At 32.5% G+C, this 14235-nt stretch carries 9 protein-coding genes, 2 rRNA genes and 1 other RNA gene; 3 read left to right on the top strand and 9 right to left on the bottom strand.

Translation table 11 applies throughout. The features are described from left to right. Positions 1-93: 93 nt before the first annotated feature. A complete protein-coding gene (locus L0U72_RS10300) occupies positions 94-1917 on the top strand; it encodes a DEAD/DEAH box helicase (protein WP_233899074.1) in 1824 nt (607 codons plus the stop codon). A 167-nt stretch (positions 1918-2084) separates the two neighbouring features. Here the strand turns inward: L0U72_RS10300 and L0U72_RS10295 are convergent, their stop codons facing one another. From L0U72_RS10295 to L0U72_RS10265, 7 genes are all read right to left on the bottom strand, one after another. Beyond that, positions 2085-4364 carry an aconitate hydratase gene (locus tag L0U72_RS10295; RefSeq protein WP_101918312.1) on the bottom strand — a complete coding sequence of 760 codons (2280 nt, stop codon included), beginning with the start codon at positions 4362-4364 and terminating at the stop codon, positions 2085-2087. A gap of 242 nt (positions 4365-4606) precedes the next feature. Further along, an RNA gene (gene rnpB / locus L0U72_RS10290) (RNase P RNA component class A) lies at positions 4607-4916 on the bottom strand. 331 nt (positions 4917-5247) lie between these two features. Beyond that, entirely contained in the window at positions 5248-6381 is a 1134-nt protein-coding gene (gene dnaJ, locus L0U72_RS10285) for a molecular chaperone DnaJ (protein ID WP_101918313.1), read from the bottom strand. Between the two features lie 96 nt (positions 6382-6477). Further along, the gene (locus tag L0U72_RS10280; RefSeq protein WP_233898010.1) at positions 6478-7053 is read right to left on the bottom strand and encodes a nucleotide exchange factor GrpE; all 576 of its coding nucleotides are present in this window, start codon (positions 7051-7053) and stop codon (positions 6478-6480) included. A 109-nt stretch (positions 7054-7162) separates the two neighbouring features. Beyond that, positions 7163-8476 carry a UDP-N-acetylglucosamine 1-carboxyvinyltransferase gene (gene murA / locus L0U72_RS10275; protein ID WP_101918315.1) on the bottom strand — a complete coding sequence of 438 codons (1314 nt, stop codon included), beginning with the start codon at positions 8474-8476 and terminating at the stop codon, positions 7163-7165. A 76-nt stretch (positions 8477-8552) separates the two neighbouring features. Further along, complete coding sequence (locus tag L0U72_RS10270; RefSeq protein WP_233898011.1) at positions 8553-9209, bottom strand: DUF4290 domain-containing protein; 657 nt, start codon at positions 9207-9209, stop codon at positions 8553-8555. Between the two features lie 73 nt (positions 9210-9282). Continuing rightward, on the bottom strand, positions 9283-11649 hold the full coding sequence (locus L0U72_RS10265; RefSeq protein WP_233899072.1) for an ATP-dependent helicase: 2367 nt from the start codon (positions 11647-11649) through the stop codon (positions 9283-9285). Between the two features lie 159 nt (positions 11650-11808). Here L0U72_RS10265 and L0U72_RS10260 point away from each other — a divergent pair, with 159 nt between their 5' ends. Together L0U72_RS10260 and L0U72_RS10255 are read left to right on the top strand one after the other, a co-directional pair. Continuing rightward, the gene (locus tag L0U72_RS10260; RefSeq protein WP_101918318.1) at positions 11809-12321 is read left to right on the top strand and encodes a DUF7935 family protein; all 513 of its coding nucleotides are present in this window, start codon (positions 11809-11811) and stop codon (positions 12319-12321) included. Between the two features lie 532 nt (positions 12322-12853). Further along, on the top strand, positions 12854-13048 hold the full coding sequence (locus L0U72_RS10255) for a hypothetical protein (RefSeq protein WP_233899071.1): 195 nt from the start codon (positions 12854-12856) through the stop codon (positions 13046-13048). Between the two features lie 698 nt (positions 13049-13746). Here the strand turns inward: L0U72_RS10255 and rrf are convergent. Both rrf and L0U72_RS10245 read right to left on the bottom strand, forming a co-directional pair. Then, positions 13747-13855: ribosomal RNA gene (gene rrf, locus L0U72_RS10250) — 5S ribosomal RNA — on the bottom strand. Positions 13856-13959: 104 nt separating this feature from the next. Continuing rightward, positions 13960-14235, bottom strand: a 23S ribosomal RNA gene (locus L0U72_RS10245); the annotation flags it as partial.

Genomic DNA, 14235 nt, shown 5'->3' with positions numbered 1-14235 from the left:
ACCAGATTATTAGCCATATAATCTATTGTCCAAATTAAGAATCCGATTTACAGATACTGGCGTCTGTGAATCTAAAAGAACACAGACGTATATATGTCAACATTTTTAGATTTAGGCTTAAAAGAGCCTATCAACAAAGCATTAACAGATTTAGGGTACGAAAAACCAACCGTAATTCAAGAAAAAGCAATTCCTCAGATTATTTCATCTAAGGCTGATTTAAAAGCTTTTGCTCAAACAGGAACTGGTAAAACAGCCGCTTTTAGTTTACCTATTATTGAACAAATAGATTTTTCTGATAAAAATACACAAGCTATTATTTTATCTCCTACTCGTGAACTTGCTGTTCAAATAGGAAATAACATTAAAGATTTCGCTAAATACATACCAGAGTTAAAAGTGGTAACCGTATATGGTGGTTCTAATATTGAAGAACAAATGAGAGGCTTAAAAAGAGGCGCTCAAATTGTTGTTGGAACTCCAGGAAGAACTGTCGATTTAATAAATCGTAGAGCTTTACGTTTAGGAAACGTACAATGGTTAGTTTTAGATGAAGCTGATGAAATGCTTAATATGGGGTTCAAAGATGAACTTGATAAAGTATTAGAAGCGACTCCTGAAACAAAACAAACTTTATTGTTCTCAGCAACTTTCCCTAGAGAAGTAGAATCGATTGCTAGAAACTATATGACTAATCCTGTTGAAATTACTTCAGGAGAAAAAAATCAAGGTTCTGATAACGTTACTCACGAATACTATGTAGTAAACGAAAGAACTCGTTATCAAGCTTTAAAAAGAATTGCAGATGTAAATACTGATATTTACGCAATTATTTTCTGTAGAACAAGACGTGAAACGCAAGAAGTAGCTAACAACCTTATTAAAGATGGTTATAGTGCTGATGCGTTACATGGAGACTTATCTCAGCAACAACGTGATAGTGTTATGGGTAAATTCCGTAAGAAAACAATTCAAATTTTAGTTGCAACGGATGTTGCTGCTCGTGGATTGGATGTTACTGAATTAACACACGTAATTAACCACAAATTACCAGACCAAATTGAAAACTACAATCACCGTAGTGGTAGAACTGGTAGAGCTGGTAACAAAGGTATCTCTATTGTATTAGTAAATAATAAAGAAAAAGGTAGATTACGTTCTATTGAGCGTATTATCAAAAAGAAATTTGAAGCTAAAAAAGTACCTACTGGAAAAGAAATTTGCCAGAATCAATTAATGCACTTAATTGAAAAGGTAAAAGCTACAGAGGTTAACAACGAACAAATTGAAGAATTTTTACCTAGTATCTACGAAAAATTAGAAGATTTATCTAGAGAAGAATTAGTTCAAAAGTTTGTTTCTTTAGAATTCAACAAATTCTTAACCTACTATAACAAATCTGATGACTTAAACGATATCTCTAATAAAGATAGTTCAAGAGCTAGAGCTAATGATGAGAACATGACGCGTTTCTTTATCAACTTAGGAAGAAAAGACAAGTTAAATCCTGCAACTTTAATCGGATTAATTAACGATCAGAAAATTGCTGATAAAATTGAAATCGGAGCGATTGATATTTTAGATACTTTTTCTTTCTTTGAAATAGATAAAAACTTTGAAGAGCAAACATTAGAAGCTTTTAGTTCTAATGGTGCTGATTTTAACGGAAGATCTGTAAACATTGAAATTACCAAATCTAATCGCGGTGGCGGTGGAGGAAGAAAACCTCGTGGTGGCGGTGGATTCGGCGCAAGACGAAGAAGCGGTGGTTCTGATAGAGCTCCAAGAGATAGAGCTCCTAGAAGCAGCGGTGGTGATTCAAGAAGACGTAGCGATAGCGGTTCTTCTTCTCCAAGAAGAAGTAGTGGTGACGGAAATGCTTCTTCAGGTTTTGGAAGAAGACGTAGAAAAGATTAATTATAGAGTATCTATATAGCATAAAAAAACAGCCTAATTTTCATTAATTAGGCTGTTTTTTTGATTTAATGAGAGTCTATTTAAATTTCATCTAAAAAAATATAGAAAGGCATAAAAAAACTCCAGATTTTCATCTGGAGTTTTTAATTTATAAAAGATAACTTTTGTTATGCGTTATCTTTCGCATTATCTTTTTTGATTAAGTTTAATGCTGAACCTTCATTATACCATTCAATTTGTCCTTGATTATAAGTATGATTAACTTTAATCACATCTTTAGAACCATCAGCATGAACAATTTCTATAGTTAATTGTTTTGCTGGAGCAAATTCATTTAAATCTAAAAAGTTAAAGGTATCATCTTCTTGAATTAAGTCATAATCGGCTTCGTTTGCGAAAGTTAAGCCTAACATTCCTTGTTTCTTTAAGTTGGTTTCGTGAATACGTGCAAATGATTTTACAATAACAGCGGCAACACCTAAATGACGTGGTTCCATTGCTGCATGTTCTCTTGACGAACCTTCTCCGTAATTATGATCTCCAACAACAACGGTATATATACCTGCTGCTTTATACTTACGAGCTACATCTGGTACACCACCAAACTCACCAGTTAATTGATTTTTGATAAAATTAGTTTTCTTACCAAAAGCATTTACCGCACCAATTAAACAGTTATTTGAAATATTATCTAAATGTCCTCTATAACGCAACCAAGGTCCTGCCATAGAAATATGGTCTGTTGTACATTTTCCGAATGCTTTTATTAATAATTTGGCACCCGTAATATCATTTCCTATTGGTGTAAAAGGGGTTAATAATTCTAAACGTTCTGATGCTGGATTTACTTTGATTTCCACAGTACTTCCATCTTCTTGAGGTGCTAAATATCCATCATCTTTTACTTCAAAACCTTTTGGAGGTAATTCCCATCCTGTTGGTTCATCAAACATAACTTCTTCTCCATTTTCGTTGATTAATGAATCAGTCATTGGATTAAAGTCTAAACGACCTGCAATTGCGATAGCAGCTGTTAATTCTGGTGAAGCTACAAAAGCATGTGTATTTGGATTACCATCGGCACGTTTTGCAAAGTTTCTGTTAAATGAATGTACGATACTATTTTTCGGAGCATTTTTAGGATCGCTATATCTTGCCCACTGTCCGATACATGGACCACAAGCATTGGTAAATATTTTAGCGTCTAATTTTTCAAAAATAGTTAAGATACCATCTCTATCTGCTGTATAGCGTACTTTTTCAGAACCTGGATTAATACCTAATTCTGCTTTCATTTTCAATCCTTTATCTAAAGCTTGTTTTGCTATTGATGATGCTCTTGATAAATCTTCATACGAAGAATTGGTACAAGAACCGATTAATCCCCATTCAACTTTTAAGGGCCAATCATTTTTATTGGCAATAGCTGTCATATCAGCACCTGCTTTTGTCGATAAATCTGGTGTAAATGGTCCGTTTAATAAAGGTGTTAATTCTGATAAGTTTATTTCAATTACTTGGTCAAAATATTGTTCAGGATTTGCATATACTTCTGCATCTCCTGTTAAGTGTTCTTTTACCGCATTGGCAGCATCTGCAACATCGCTTCTATCAGTGGCACGCAAATAACGCTCCATTGATTCATCGTATCCAAAAGTTGATGTTGTCGCTCCTATTTCAGCTCCCATATTACAGATAGTTCCTTTTCCTGTACATGACATTCCAATAGCTCCATCTCCAAAATATTCTACAATTGCTCCTGTTCCTCCTTTTGCAGAAACAATACCTGCTACTTTTAAGATAACATCTTTAGGTGCTGTCCAACCAGATAATTTTCCTGTTAATTTTACACCGATTAATTTTGGGAATTTTAATTCCCAAGGCATTCCTGCCATAACATCTACGGCATCTGCTCCACCAACACCGATAGCGACCATTCCTAGTCCACCTGCATTTACGGTATGAGAATCCGTACCAATCATCATTCCTCCAGGGAATGCATAATTTTCTAAAACTACTTGATGAATAATTCCTGCTCCAGGTTTCCAAAAACCGATTCCGTATTTATTAGATACTGATTCTAAGAAATTAAAAACTTCGCTACTTACTTGGTTTGCATGTTTTAAATCTGTTGATGCTCCTTCTTTGGCTTGTATTAAATGATCACAATGTACTGTTGTAGGTACAGCGACTTGCTTTTTACCTGCTTGCATAAATTGTAATAATGCCATTTGTGCGGTTGCATCTTGACATGCGATTCTATCTGGCGCAAAGTTTACGTAATCAACACCTCTTCTAAAAGCGGTTGTTGCTTTACCGTCCCATAAATGGGTATATAAAATTTTCTCAGCAAGTGTCAGAGGTTTTCCTGTAAGTTCTTTTGCGGCAGTAACACGCGCTTCGAACTTTGCATATACCTCTTTGATCATGTTAATATCAAAAGCCATATAATATTATTTTAAGTTAATTTTTGTTATACAAAAGTACTGTTTTTAACTCACTTTTAAAAGATAAACAAAGAACTTGCTTAATTAGTCATTATAAAATAATTAAAATCAGAAAAAAAGATAGATAGCTAATAAAATCGTAAATAAATGCTTGTTTTTTATCAAGTTGATAAATTTGACACTTCAAATAAAAAAGAAACCCTTAAAATAAAAATTATTTTAAGGGTTTTTTATTGAAAAGTAAAAAAAGCAGACCGTTAAGCTGGATTCTGTTCCTTATAAATAAGGCTCTTATCATTTATCTAGTTTTACAATTACTTGTAAAATCAATCTGCCTACCCCTTAGAATCGCGCGAGTAGCGCTCGAGCTCTAATGTACATGACATTGCACCGTATAGAGTTTACCTGGTTTCACTACAGCCTTACCTGTACATACTTTCTGCTGCACTTGTCCTCGACTTACATCGGACGGTTGCTATCCGCTATACTACTCTTTGGTGTCCAGACTTTCCTACTTATACTAAATATAAGTCGATAAGATTGGTCTGCTTTATTTTTTTATTTTGATATTCTTTTACGTTAAAGATTCTCACTTCTTTCATAAAAAAACCCACTCAATAAATTGAGTGGGAAAATTGCTATGAAAAAGAAAAAGTGTCTAAAACGTCTCTTAGACTCTGCAAATATACTTCTTTTTTTAAGATACCAACAAAAAAAAGTAACTATTTAACATTAAATTAACTAAAGAGTAACTTTAAAGAAAGATTTTATAAAAAAAGCCTACTCATTTTTGAGTAGGCTTTATAAGGGATTTCCCCATTTTTTCTTGTTTATTTTTATCCTAAAAATTTTTTGATATTTTTTGATATTTATTTTAAGAAAATTAAGAAAACATGTCTTTCACTTTTTCAAAAAATGATTTATCTGATTTTTGAGGGTTTGGGCTGAAGTTATCATCTTCTTGCATTTGTTCAAAAAACTTACGTTGTTCTTTGGTTAACTCTTGCGGAGTCCAAACATTAATATGAATTAGAAAATCTCCAATTCCATAACGTTCTATACTTGGTAATCCTTTACCTTTTAATCTTAAAATTTTACCAGATTGCGTTCCTGCTTCAATTTTTATTTTAACTTTTCCAGTTACTGTTTCTACTTCTTTAGAAACCCCTAAAACAGCTTCGGAGAAATTAATATATAAATCGTAATGAATATTACTTCCTTCTCTTTTTAAGTTTTCGTGTGGTAATTCTTCAATAACGACTAATAAATCACCTGGAATAGAATTTTTCCCTGGTGCTTCATTTCCTTTTCCACCAACTTTTAATTGGACTCCTTCGCTAACTCCTTCGGGAATATTTATTGAAACGGTTTCTTCTTTAACAATTAAACCTTGTGCATCTGCGCCGTTAGGTTTATTATTGATAATTTCACCTGCTCCTTGACACGTATTACAAGTAACAGCTTGTTGCATTCGCCCTAAAATGGTGTTTGTAACACGCATTTGTTGTCCGCTACCGTTACATGTTGAACATGTTTTATAAGTAACGCCTTCTGCCTGAACTTTTCTACGAACTTTTACTTTCTTTTCTACTCCTGTTGCGATTTCTTCTAAGGTTAGTTTTACACGAATACGCATATTTGAACCTTTCACTCTAGCTTGTCGTTGATGACCACCGCCACCAAAACCGCCAAAGCCACCGCCTCCATTTCCAAAAATATCTCCAAACTGATTGAATATGTCATCCATATTCATACCGCCGCCGCCGAAACCGCCGCCACCACCTTGTGGACCATCAAAAGCTGCATGACCATATTGATCGTAACGTGCTTTTTTATTTTCATCACTAAGGATTTCATATGCTTCGGCACATGCTTTAAATTTTTCTTCCGCACTTTTATCATCAGGATTTTTATCTGGATGATATTTTATTGCCATTTTGCGGTATCCTTTTTTTATTTCAGCTTGTGTTGCTGATTTAGAAATACCTAATATTTCGTAATAATCTTGTTTTGCCATTTCTAGTCTATTCTGTCATATTCAATAATTTGAAGCAATTTTACAGCTTCTCCTGTACAAAGCAATTGCCTTGAAACGCTACTATGACTTATTATTTTATGCTTCTGCCACTACTACTTTTGGATGGCGGATAATTTTATCTCCTAATTTGTATCCTTTTTCGATACAATCAACTACTTTTCCTTTTAAATCGTCAGAAGGTGCTGGGATTTGAGTAATTGCTTGGTGTACATCGGCATCAAAAGCATCACCTGCTTTTACTTCTATGGCAGTTAATCCTTTTTGCTGTAACGTTTTTACTAATTTTTGATAAATTAATAATACTCCTTTGCGTAATTCTTCTGCTTCTTTATCGTTATCAATATGCGATAAAGCTCTTTCAAAATCATCTAAAATTGGCAGTAAAACTGACATTACTTCTTGTCCTGCTGTTTTAAAAAGTTCCATACGTTCTTTAGAAGTACGTTTTTTATAATTTTCAAATTCAGCAAATAAACGTAGATATTTATTTTTTTCTGCGTCTAATAACTCTTGAGTTGTTGGTTCTTTTTCAGCTTCTTGCGTTGCTTCAACCTCTTTATTTTCCTGCGTTTCTTCTTGGTTTGTATCTAACTCCCCTTTATCGATAGCATCTTTTAATGCATCTTCCTTTGTATATTGATCTTTACTCATTGTAAATAGTTTCTTTAATTTCTTCAGCATACTTTAATCAATAATATTGCCAATAAAAAAATCGTGCCATCTTGACACGATTTTTTTATTTTTATTAGTTTATTTTTTATTAATCTTCTATTCTTTCAATTTTAGCACCGATTGATTTTAATCGGGCTTCGATATTTTCGTATCCTCTATCAATTTGTTCAATATTATTGATGATACTTGTTCCTTTGGCAGATAAGGCGGCAATTAATAAGGAAATTCCTGCACGAATATCTGGCGATGTCATTTTGGTTGCTTTTAAGGTTGATTGAAAATTATGTCCAATAACGGTTGCTCTGTGCGGATCGCATAAAATAACTTTTGCGCCCATATCGATTAATTTATCAACAAAAAACAAACGGCTTTCAAACATTTTTTGATGAATTAACACCGTTCCTTTTGCTTGGGTTGCTAGTACCAATACGATGCTTAATAAATCGGGTGTAAAACCTGGCCAAGGTGCATCGGCTACTGTTAAAATTGAACCGTCAATATAATTTTGAATTTCGTAACTTTCTTGTGATGGTATAAAAATATCATCGCCTTTTTTCTCTAATTGAATTCCTAATTTACGAAATACGTTTGGAATTTGTCCTAGATTTTCCCAGCTAACATCTTTGATGGTTAATTCAGAACGTGTCATTGCGGCAACGCCAATCCAGCTACCAATTTCAATCATATCTGGCAATACCCGATGTTTACATCCTGCTAAAGAAGGTACGCCTTCAATAGTTAATAAATTAGAACCAACTCCTGAAATTTTTGCTCCCATGGAGTTCAACATTTTACATAATTGTTGAATATAAGGTTCACAAGCGGCGTTGTATATCGTAGTTTTTCCTTTTGCTAAAACGGCTGCCATTACAATGTTTGCCGTTCCTGTTACAGATGCTTCATCTAAAAGCATATCTGTACCGATTAAACCATTTTCGGCTTCGACTCCGTAAAAATATTCTTCTTTATTATAACGGAATTTTGCGCCTAAATTGATGAATCCTTCAAAATGTGTATCTAAGCGACGACGACCAATTTTATCACCTCCTGGGCGTGGAATATATCCTTTTCCAAAACGTGCTAATAGTGGTCCAACAATCATAATAGAACCTCTTAAAGAGCTTCCATCTTTTTTAAATTTAGCAGATTCTAAATATTTTAAATTGATAGTATCTGCTTGAAAACTATATGAATTTGGACTTAATTTTTCAATTTTAACGCCTAATTCACCTAAAATAAAAATCAATTTATTAACATCAATAATATCAGGAATATTATTGATTATTACTTTTTCGGCAGTTAATAATACGGCACATATAATTTGTAATGCTTCGTTTTTTGCTCCTTGCGGGGTGATTACGCCATTAAGTTTGTAACCTCCTTCTATTTTAAATGATGCCATTTAGTTCTCTTTTTTTTATTCTTTTTTATTCTTTTTGGTTGCTGATAAGCTGTTTTCAAATTTAAACAGGTGCGTCTTATTTTTTTCTGTATTTATTTGTGGTGGTGTAATTTGATTTTGTTTTTGAAGCACTTTTATTTGTTGATTGTCCTTGACTGCTACGTTTTCTGAGTAAATTTTTACTTTCAGATAAAACTTCTTTAGATTCTCTTAAATCTATTTTTTTATCAGATAAATCATATAAATGTTTAAAAATAACGGCATCATCGACCGTGTCTTTATTCCAATTTAGGTAACATTTTTTCATATGATTTGCAATTGCAAATATCAATGCATCTCTTTTTTCACCTTCTTCCCAAGTTAAGGCGATATTTATCATTGTCTGAATATTGTTACCGTAATAACGATATTTAGACGCTGATTTTGGATACGCCATTTTTTGTGGTTTCTCGGTTAATTCTTCTTTCGAAGGAATTTCATATGGAGATACTGCATCTAATTTAAAATCGGCAATAATATGTAATTGATCCCAAAGTTTATGTTTAAAATCTGGCACATCCCGCAAATGTGGTTGTAAATTCCCCATGACATCTACAATTGCTTTTGCCATTACATTTCGTTCTTCTTTAGTTTCTAAAGCGATACAATGGTTTACTAATTTTTGTATATGTCTTCCGTATTCTGGAATTATTAAGTGGTCTCTTTCTGAATTGTATTCTAAATCAAACGTCATTTCTCTCTGTGTTTACTCCTATTTTTACTCTAAAATATGTATGCAAAATAAGTAATTAATCTCAATTAATTGGCTACCCGATTACCTTAAGTTTTGCAAATTGTAATAATAATTTCTTTTGTCCTACGGTACCAAATTTAATTGTTGCTTTTCTGTTAGGTCCTTTTCCTTCTATTGCGATTACTTCTCCTGTTCCAAAACGGTTGTGTTCTACAAAATTACCAATATTTATTTCTCCATCAAATAGGTTAATTGTTGTGTTTGCTGTTGTTTTTACTACTGTTTTTTCTTTAAGTTTCTTTTTTGGAAGAATCAGGTTTGGTTTTTCTTTTTTAGATAAAAATTCTTTTCGTTGTTTTTGGATTGGTTTTTCGAATCTAATTTTTTTAGAATTTGAAAAATCATCAGAATTATAATCAATTTCATCATCAAATAAATCTGCATCTACAAATTTATTGATAAAACCTCTAGGTGCTTTTGGTGTTAAATATTCTACAAATTCTGGCGCTATTTCTTCTAAAAAACGACTTGGTTCACCATCGGTTAATTTTCCCCATCGATAGCGAGTTTGTGCATAGGTTAAGTAGGCTACTTTTTCGGCTCTTGTTAAAGCTACGTAAAACAAACGACGTTCTTCTTCTAGTTCGCTACGAGTATTCATGCTCATTCCCGAAGGAAATAAACCTTCCTCTAAACCGACAATATATACATACGGATATTCTAATCCTTTCGATAAATGAATGGTCATTAAAGAAACCATTGGCGTATCATCATTTTCACTATCAAAATCGGTAGCTAATGCGACATCTTCTAAAAATATTGGTAAGGAAGCGTCTTCTCCAGTTTCGATTTTATCGGTAATAAAATCTTTAATTCCGTTTAATAATTCTTGAATATTTTCAACTTTATTGATAGCTTCTTGTGTGCCATCTTTTTGTAGATCTTGAACTAATTCAATTCGTTTTACTACGATATCAGCAATTTCAAAAGCGTTCATTTTTTGCGCATCTATTTGCAAACGCTGCATCATTCTGGTAAAGTTGGCTAATTTATTTTTAGTTCCTGCATTTATTTTGAGATCAATGGTATTTATATTTACTAAAATATCAAAGATTGATTTATCATAATGATTAGCTGCAATAGCTAATTTATCCATGGTTTTCGCACCGATTCCTCTTGCGGGATAATTGATAATTCTTTTTAATGCTTCTTCATCATTCGGATTTATTAAAATTCGTAAATATGATAATAAATCTTTAATTTCTTTTCGTTGATAAAAAGAGATTCCGCCATAAATTTTATATTTAATATCTTTTTTACGCAACGCATCTTCCATGGCTCTTGATTGCGCATTTGTACGATATAAAATAGCAAAAGAATCATTGGTTAATTGATGATTCATTTTGTTTTCCCAAATAGATTGTGCAACAAAACGACCTTCTTCACCATCAGAAATAGTACGCATTATTTTGATACTTTCGCCTGGATCATTTGCTGTCCAAACTTCTTTATCGAGTTTTGTTTTATTTTTATCGATAACACTATTGGCAGCTTCTACGATATTACTTGTAGAGCGATAGTTTTGTTCTAGTTTAAAGGTTTTAACATCAGGATAATCTTTTTGAAAATTCAAGATATTATTAATATTTGCTCCACGGAAACTATAAATACTTTGTGAATCATCTCCAACGACGCAGATATTTTCAAAACGATCAGCTAACGCTTTTACAATTAAATACTGCGAATGATTCGTATCTTGATATTCATCAACCATTATATATTTAAAACGGCTTTGATATTTTGCTAAAACTTCAGGAAAACGACTTAATAATTCATTCGTTCTTAACAATAAGTCATCAAAATCCATTGCTCCAGCTTTGAAGCATCTATCAACATAGGCTTTATAAATATCACCAACTCGAGGTCTTCGAGCTTCTAAATCTGCTTGTTGTAATTCTGGATTTAAAAAATAAGCACGAACTGTTATTAAGCTATTTTTAAAAGAAGAAATTCTACTTAAAATTTGCTTTGGTTTATATTGTTCTTTGTCGAGTTGCATTTCTTTGATAATCGTTGAGATCAAACGAACAGAATCTTGTGTATCATAAATCGTAAAGTTCGATGGATATCCTAAGCGGTCTGATTCCGAACGTAAAATTCTAGAAAAAACGGAATGAAAAGTTCCCATCCATAAATTTTTAGCTTCACTAACCCCAACAACACCAGCGATACGTTCTTTCATTTCTCGTGCTGCTTTATTGGTAAAAGTCAGCGATAAGATGTTAAAAGAATCGACACCTTCTTTCATTAAATGTGCAATTCGATAGGTTAAAACTCTCGTTTTACCAGATCCTGCTCCTGCAATAATTATCATTGGGCCATCTTTTTGTAAAACTGCGGCTCTTTGTGGTTCGTTAAGTTGCTGTAAATAAGTATTCAATAGAAAAAGTTTGTAAGAATTTTGAAATCGGAAATTTAACCATTCTTTTTTCTTTTATAAAGAATGTGTTCCTTTTTTATTGTTAAAATATAAAATAGTAATTTAAAAATTATTTAATTTTGAATTGAGAGTTTTAATTATGACTTGTATATTCGCATTATGGAAGATAAAATTATTCAAGGATTAGCGTATGCATTGCCTGCCTTAGTTACAGGAGGCGTTGCTTATTTTATATTAGGTGCTTTTATGCAGCAAGATGAAAACAAGCAAAAGTTTGATGCTTTGGTTGATAAACGAAGAGAAAGTTTACCTATAAAGCTTCAATCTTACGAGCGTTTATTATTATTTTGCGAGCGTATAAATCCTTCAAAATTATTGATACGAGTAGCTCCTATTGGCGAGAATACAAATAGTTATTTACAGTTATTGATTGCGAATATTGAGCAAGAGTATGAACATAATATGGTACAACAACTATATGTTTCTGATGATAGTTGGAAGGCAATTTTAGCGGCAAAATTAGCAATAATTGCAAAACTTAGAAACTCTGTAGAATCTTCAGAAACTGCAAAAGATTTACGAGAAAGTATTTTGATTTATTATTCTCAACATGAAAACCCAACACAAACTTCTATTGCATATTTAAAACAAGAAGTAAAGAAATTAATATAATTACTATTTCACATTTTTAAGAGCTAGCTTGATTTATTAAAATTCAAGCTAGCTTCTTTTTTTTCAATTTTGGATTATTTTTTGTAGCTATTACCTGCTTTCCGCACTCGCTTTTTTTTGAAGAAAAATAAAAAAAAGAGCTCAAACAATTGCTTCAATCAGGGCTAAGTCTATTTATTTAGTTTCGGCAATTTTATAAATTAGTTTTTTATTTATGAAATCCAGTCACGGACCAAGTAGTAGAAAACTAGCTAGGAAAGAAAGTATGGCATTATAATTTTAATAAGTTGTTTTTAAAAATTAAATAAATAAACTGTCAGTTCGAGTGATTTTTTTCCTTCAAAAAATTGTATCGAGAACTTTTTAGTCATTAAAATCACTAAAATTGATTGACAAGAATCATCAAATCAAAAAAAAGCTAGAAACTGAACTAAACTAAAACCCTTTTGCCGGATTCGATTTTTAATAAAACTTCACTGCAAAAAAACATGCCGAAGATTGGCTGTTGTTTGGTAAAAACATAGGTAAATATTTGAACTTAGACGAAACAAGCATATCGAATGGAGAATTTCATACAGACCTTACGAATAAATCAGTAAAGGAAAAAAAAGGAAGCATCGTAGCGATTGTTAAAATGTTAAAGAAATATGGTCAAGGAACTTACAGTGGATATGGCTGGTGCAATGAATTTAATCATGAATTTAATCGCCAAAAAATGTCTTCCTAAAACAGAAATAGTAAAAAATACTAATGGATAGATTTAACGTGCAAAAACTTGCTTCTGAAGCGGTATAGGAAATTCGAATTCGTTTGAGATAGGAAATTATCGATGTAGAAAATGAGGCAATTTCAAATTAAAAAATACAAGTACTATTTACAAGCCTGAAATTCTAAAAAATAGCGAAACTAACTCTCAGCTACTAGCCATCAGAAGCAGGTTTACACTTTTTAACTTTTTAAATCACAATAAAAGTGGACGAAGAATCAAAAAGTAAGAGTTGTTATTTTATTTGAGTTATATCACGAGATTTATCATCGTAGGGTTTAAAATCTGTCTTTGAAACGAAAACAGGAAAAGATGTGGCTAGAACTAGAAAAAAATTAGCACTTTCTTTGGTACAATAAAATAAAGTTGAAAAAGAGAATTTATTTAAAGTCATTTAATATTATCAAAAAATCAAAAAAATGATACAATATCAATCATCAATCACACAAACCTATTTTAAATTACTTTAACAACAGAAATACCAATACAAATACCTCTGTAGTCTACAGAGGTATTTTAATGTTAGAGGTGTCTGTTACTTTTTTTCTAATTCTAATATCGATTAACTAAATCATATAATAATTACCAATTTTATCGTCAAAAATAAAAAAAGTAAGGCACAAAAAAAACCTTAATCTATAAAGATTGAGGTTTTAAAAGAAAGGCAACGACCTACTCTCCCACCATTGGCAGTACCATCGGCGCAAATGGGCTTAACTTCTCTGTTCGGGATGGAAAGAGGTGAGCCCCATTGCGATAATCACCTTAAAATGTTTCAGTATATTTCAACTGTATAAGTTAACATATTGGTAAAAATTATATCGTAAATAATCAAAAGAGTTGGTGCTTGCGCCCTTTCGAGCGCAAGACTTCTACATAAGCTTATGGGTTATTAGTAATACTCGGCTATGACATTACTGCCTTTACACCTGTATCCTATCAACGTGGTAATCTTCCACGACCCTTTAAAGAAATCTCATCTTGTGGTGGGTTTCGCGCTTATATGCTTTCAGCGCTTATCCCTTCCCAACGTAGCTACTCTGCAATGCTCCTGGCGGAACAACAGATACACCAGAGGTTAGTTCAACTCGGTCCTCTCGTACTAAAGTCAAATCCACTCAAATTTCTAACGCCCACAGCAGATAGAG

Source organism: Tenacibaculum piscium (assembly GCF_021390755.1).
Lineage (GTDB): Bacteria > Bacteroidota > Bacteroidia > Flavobacteriales > Flavobacteriaceae > Polaribacter > Polaribacter piscius.
This window is presented reverse-complemented; position numbering and strand designations above follow the sequence as displayed.

What these genes read in the sequence shown, in the direction of transcription:
- L0U72_RS10300 (WP_233899074.1), top strand. Translation starts at nt 94, where the DNA reads ATGTCAACATTTTTAGATTTAGGCTTAAAAGAGCCTATCAACAAAGCA.
- L0U72_RS10295 (WP_101918312.1), bottom strand. Translation starts at nt 4,364, where the DNA reads ATGGCTTTTGATATTAACATGATCAAAGAGGTATATGCAAAGTTCGAA.
- dnaJ (WP_101918313.1), bottom strand. Translation starts at nt 6,381, where the DNA reads ATGGCAAAACAAGATTATTACGAAATATTAGGTATTTCTAAATCAGCA.
- L0U72_RS10280 (WP_233898010.1), bottom strand. Translation starts at nt 7,053, where the DNA reads ATGAGTAAAGATCAATATACAAAGGAAGATGCATTAAAAGATGCTATC.
- murA (WP_101918315.1), bottom strand. Translation starts at nt 8,476, where the DNA reads ATGGCATCATTTAAAATAGAAGGAGGTTACAAACTTAATGGCGTAATC.
- L0U72_RS10270 (WP_233898011.1), bottom strand. Translation starts at nt 9,209, where the DNA reads ATGACGTTTGATTTAGAATACAATTCAGAAAGAGACCACTTAATAATT.
- L0U72_RS10260 (WP_101918318.1), top strand. Translation starts at nt 11,809, where the DNA reads ATGGAAGATAAAATTATTCAAGGATTAGCGTATGCATTGCCTGCCTTA.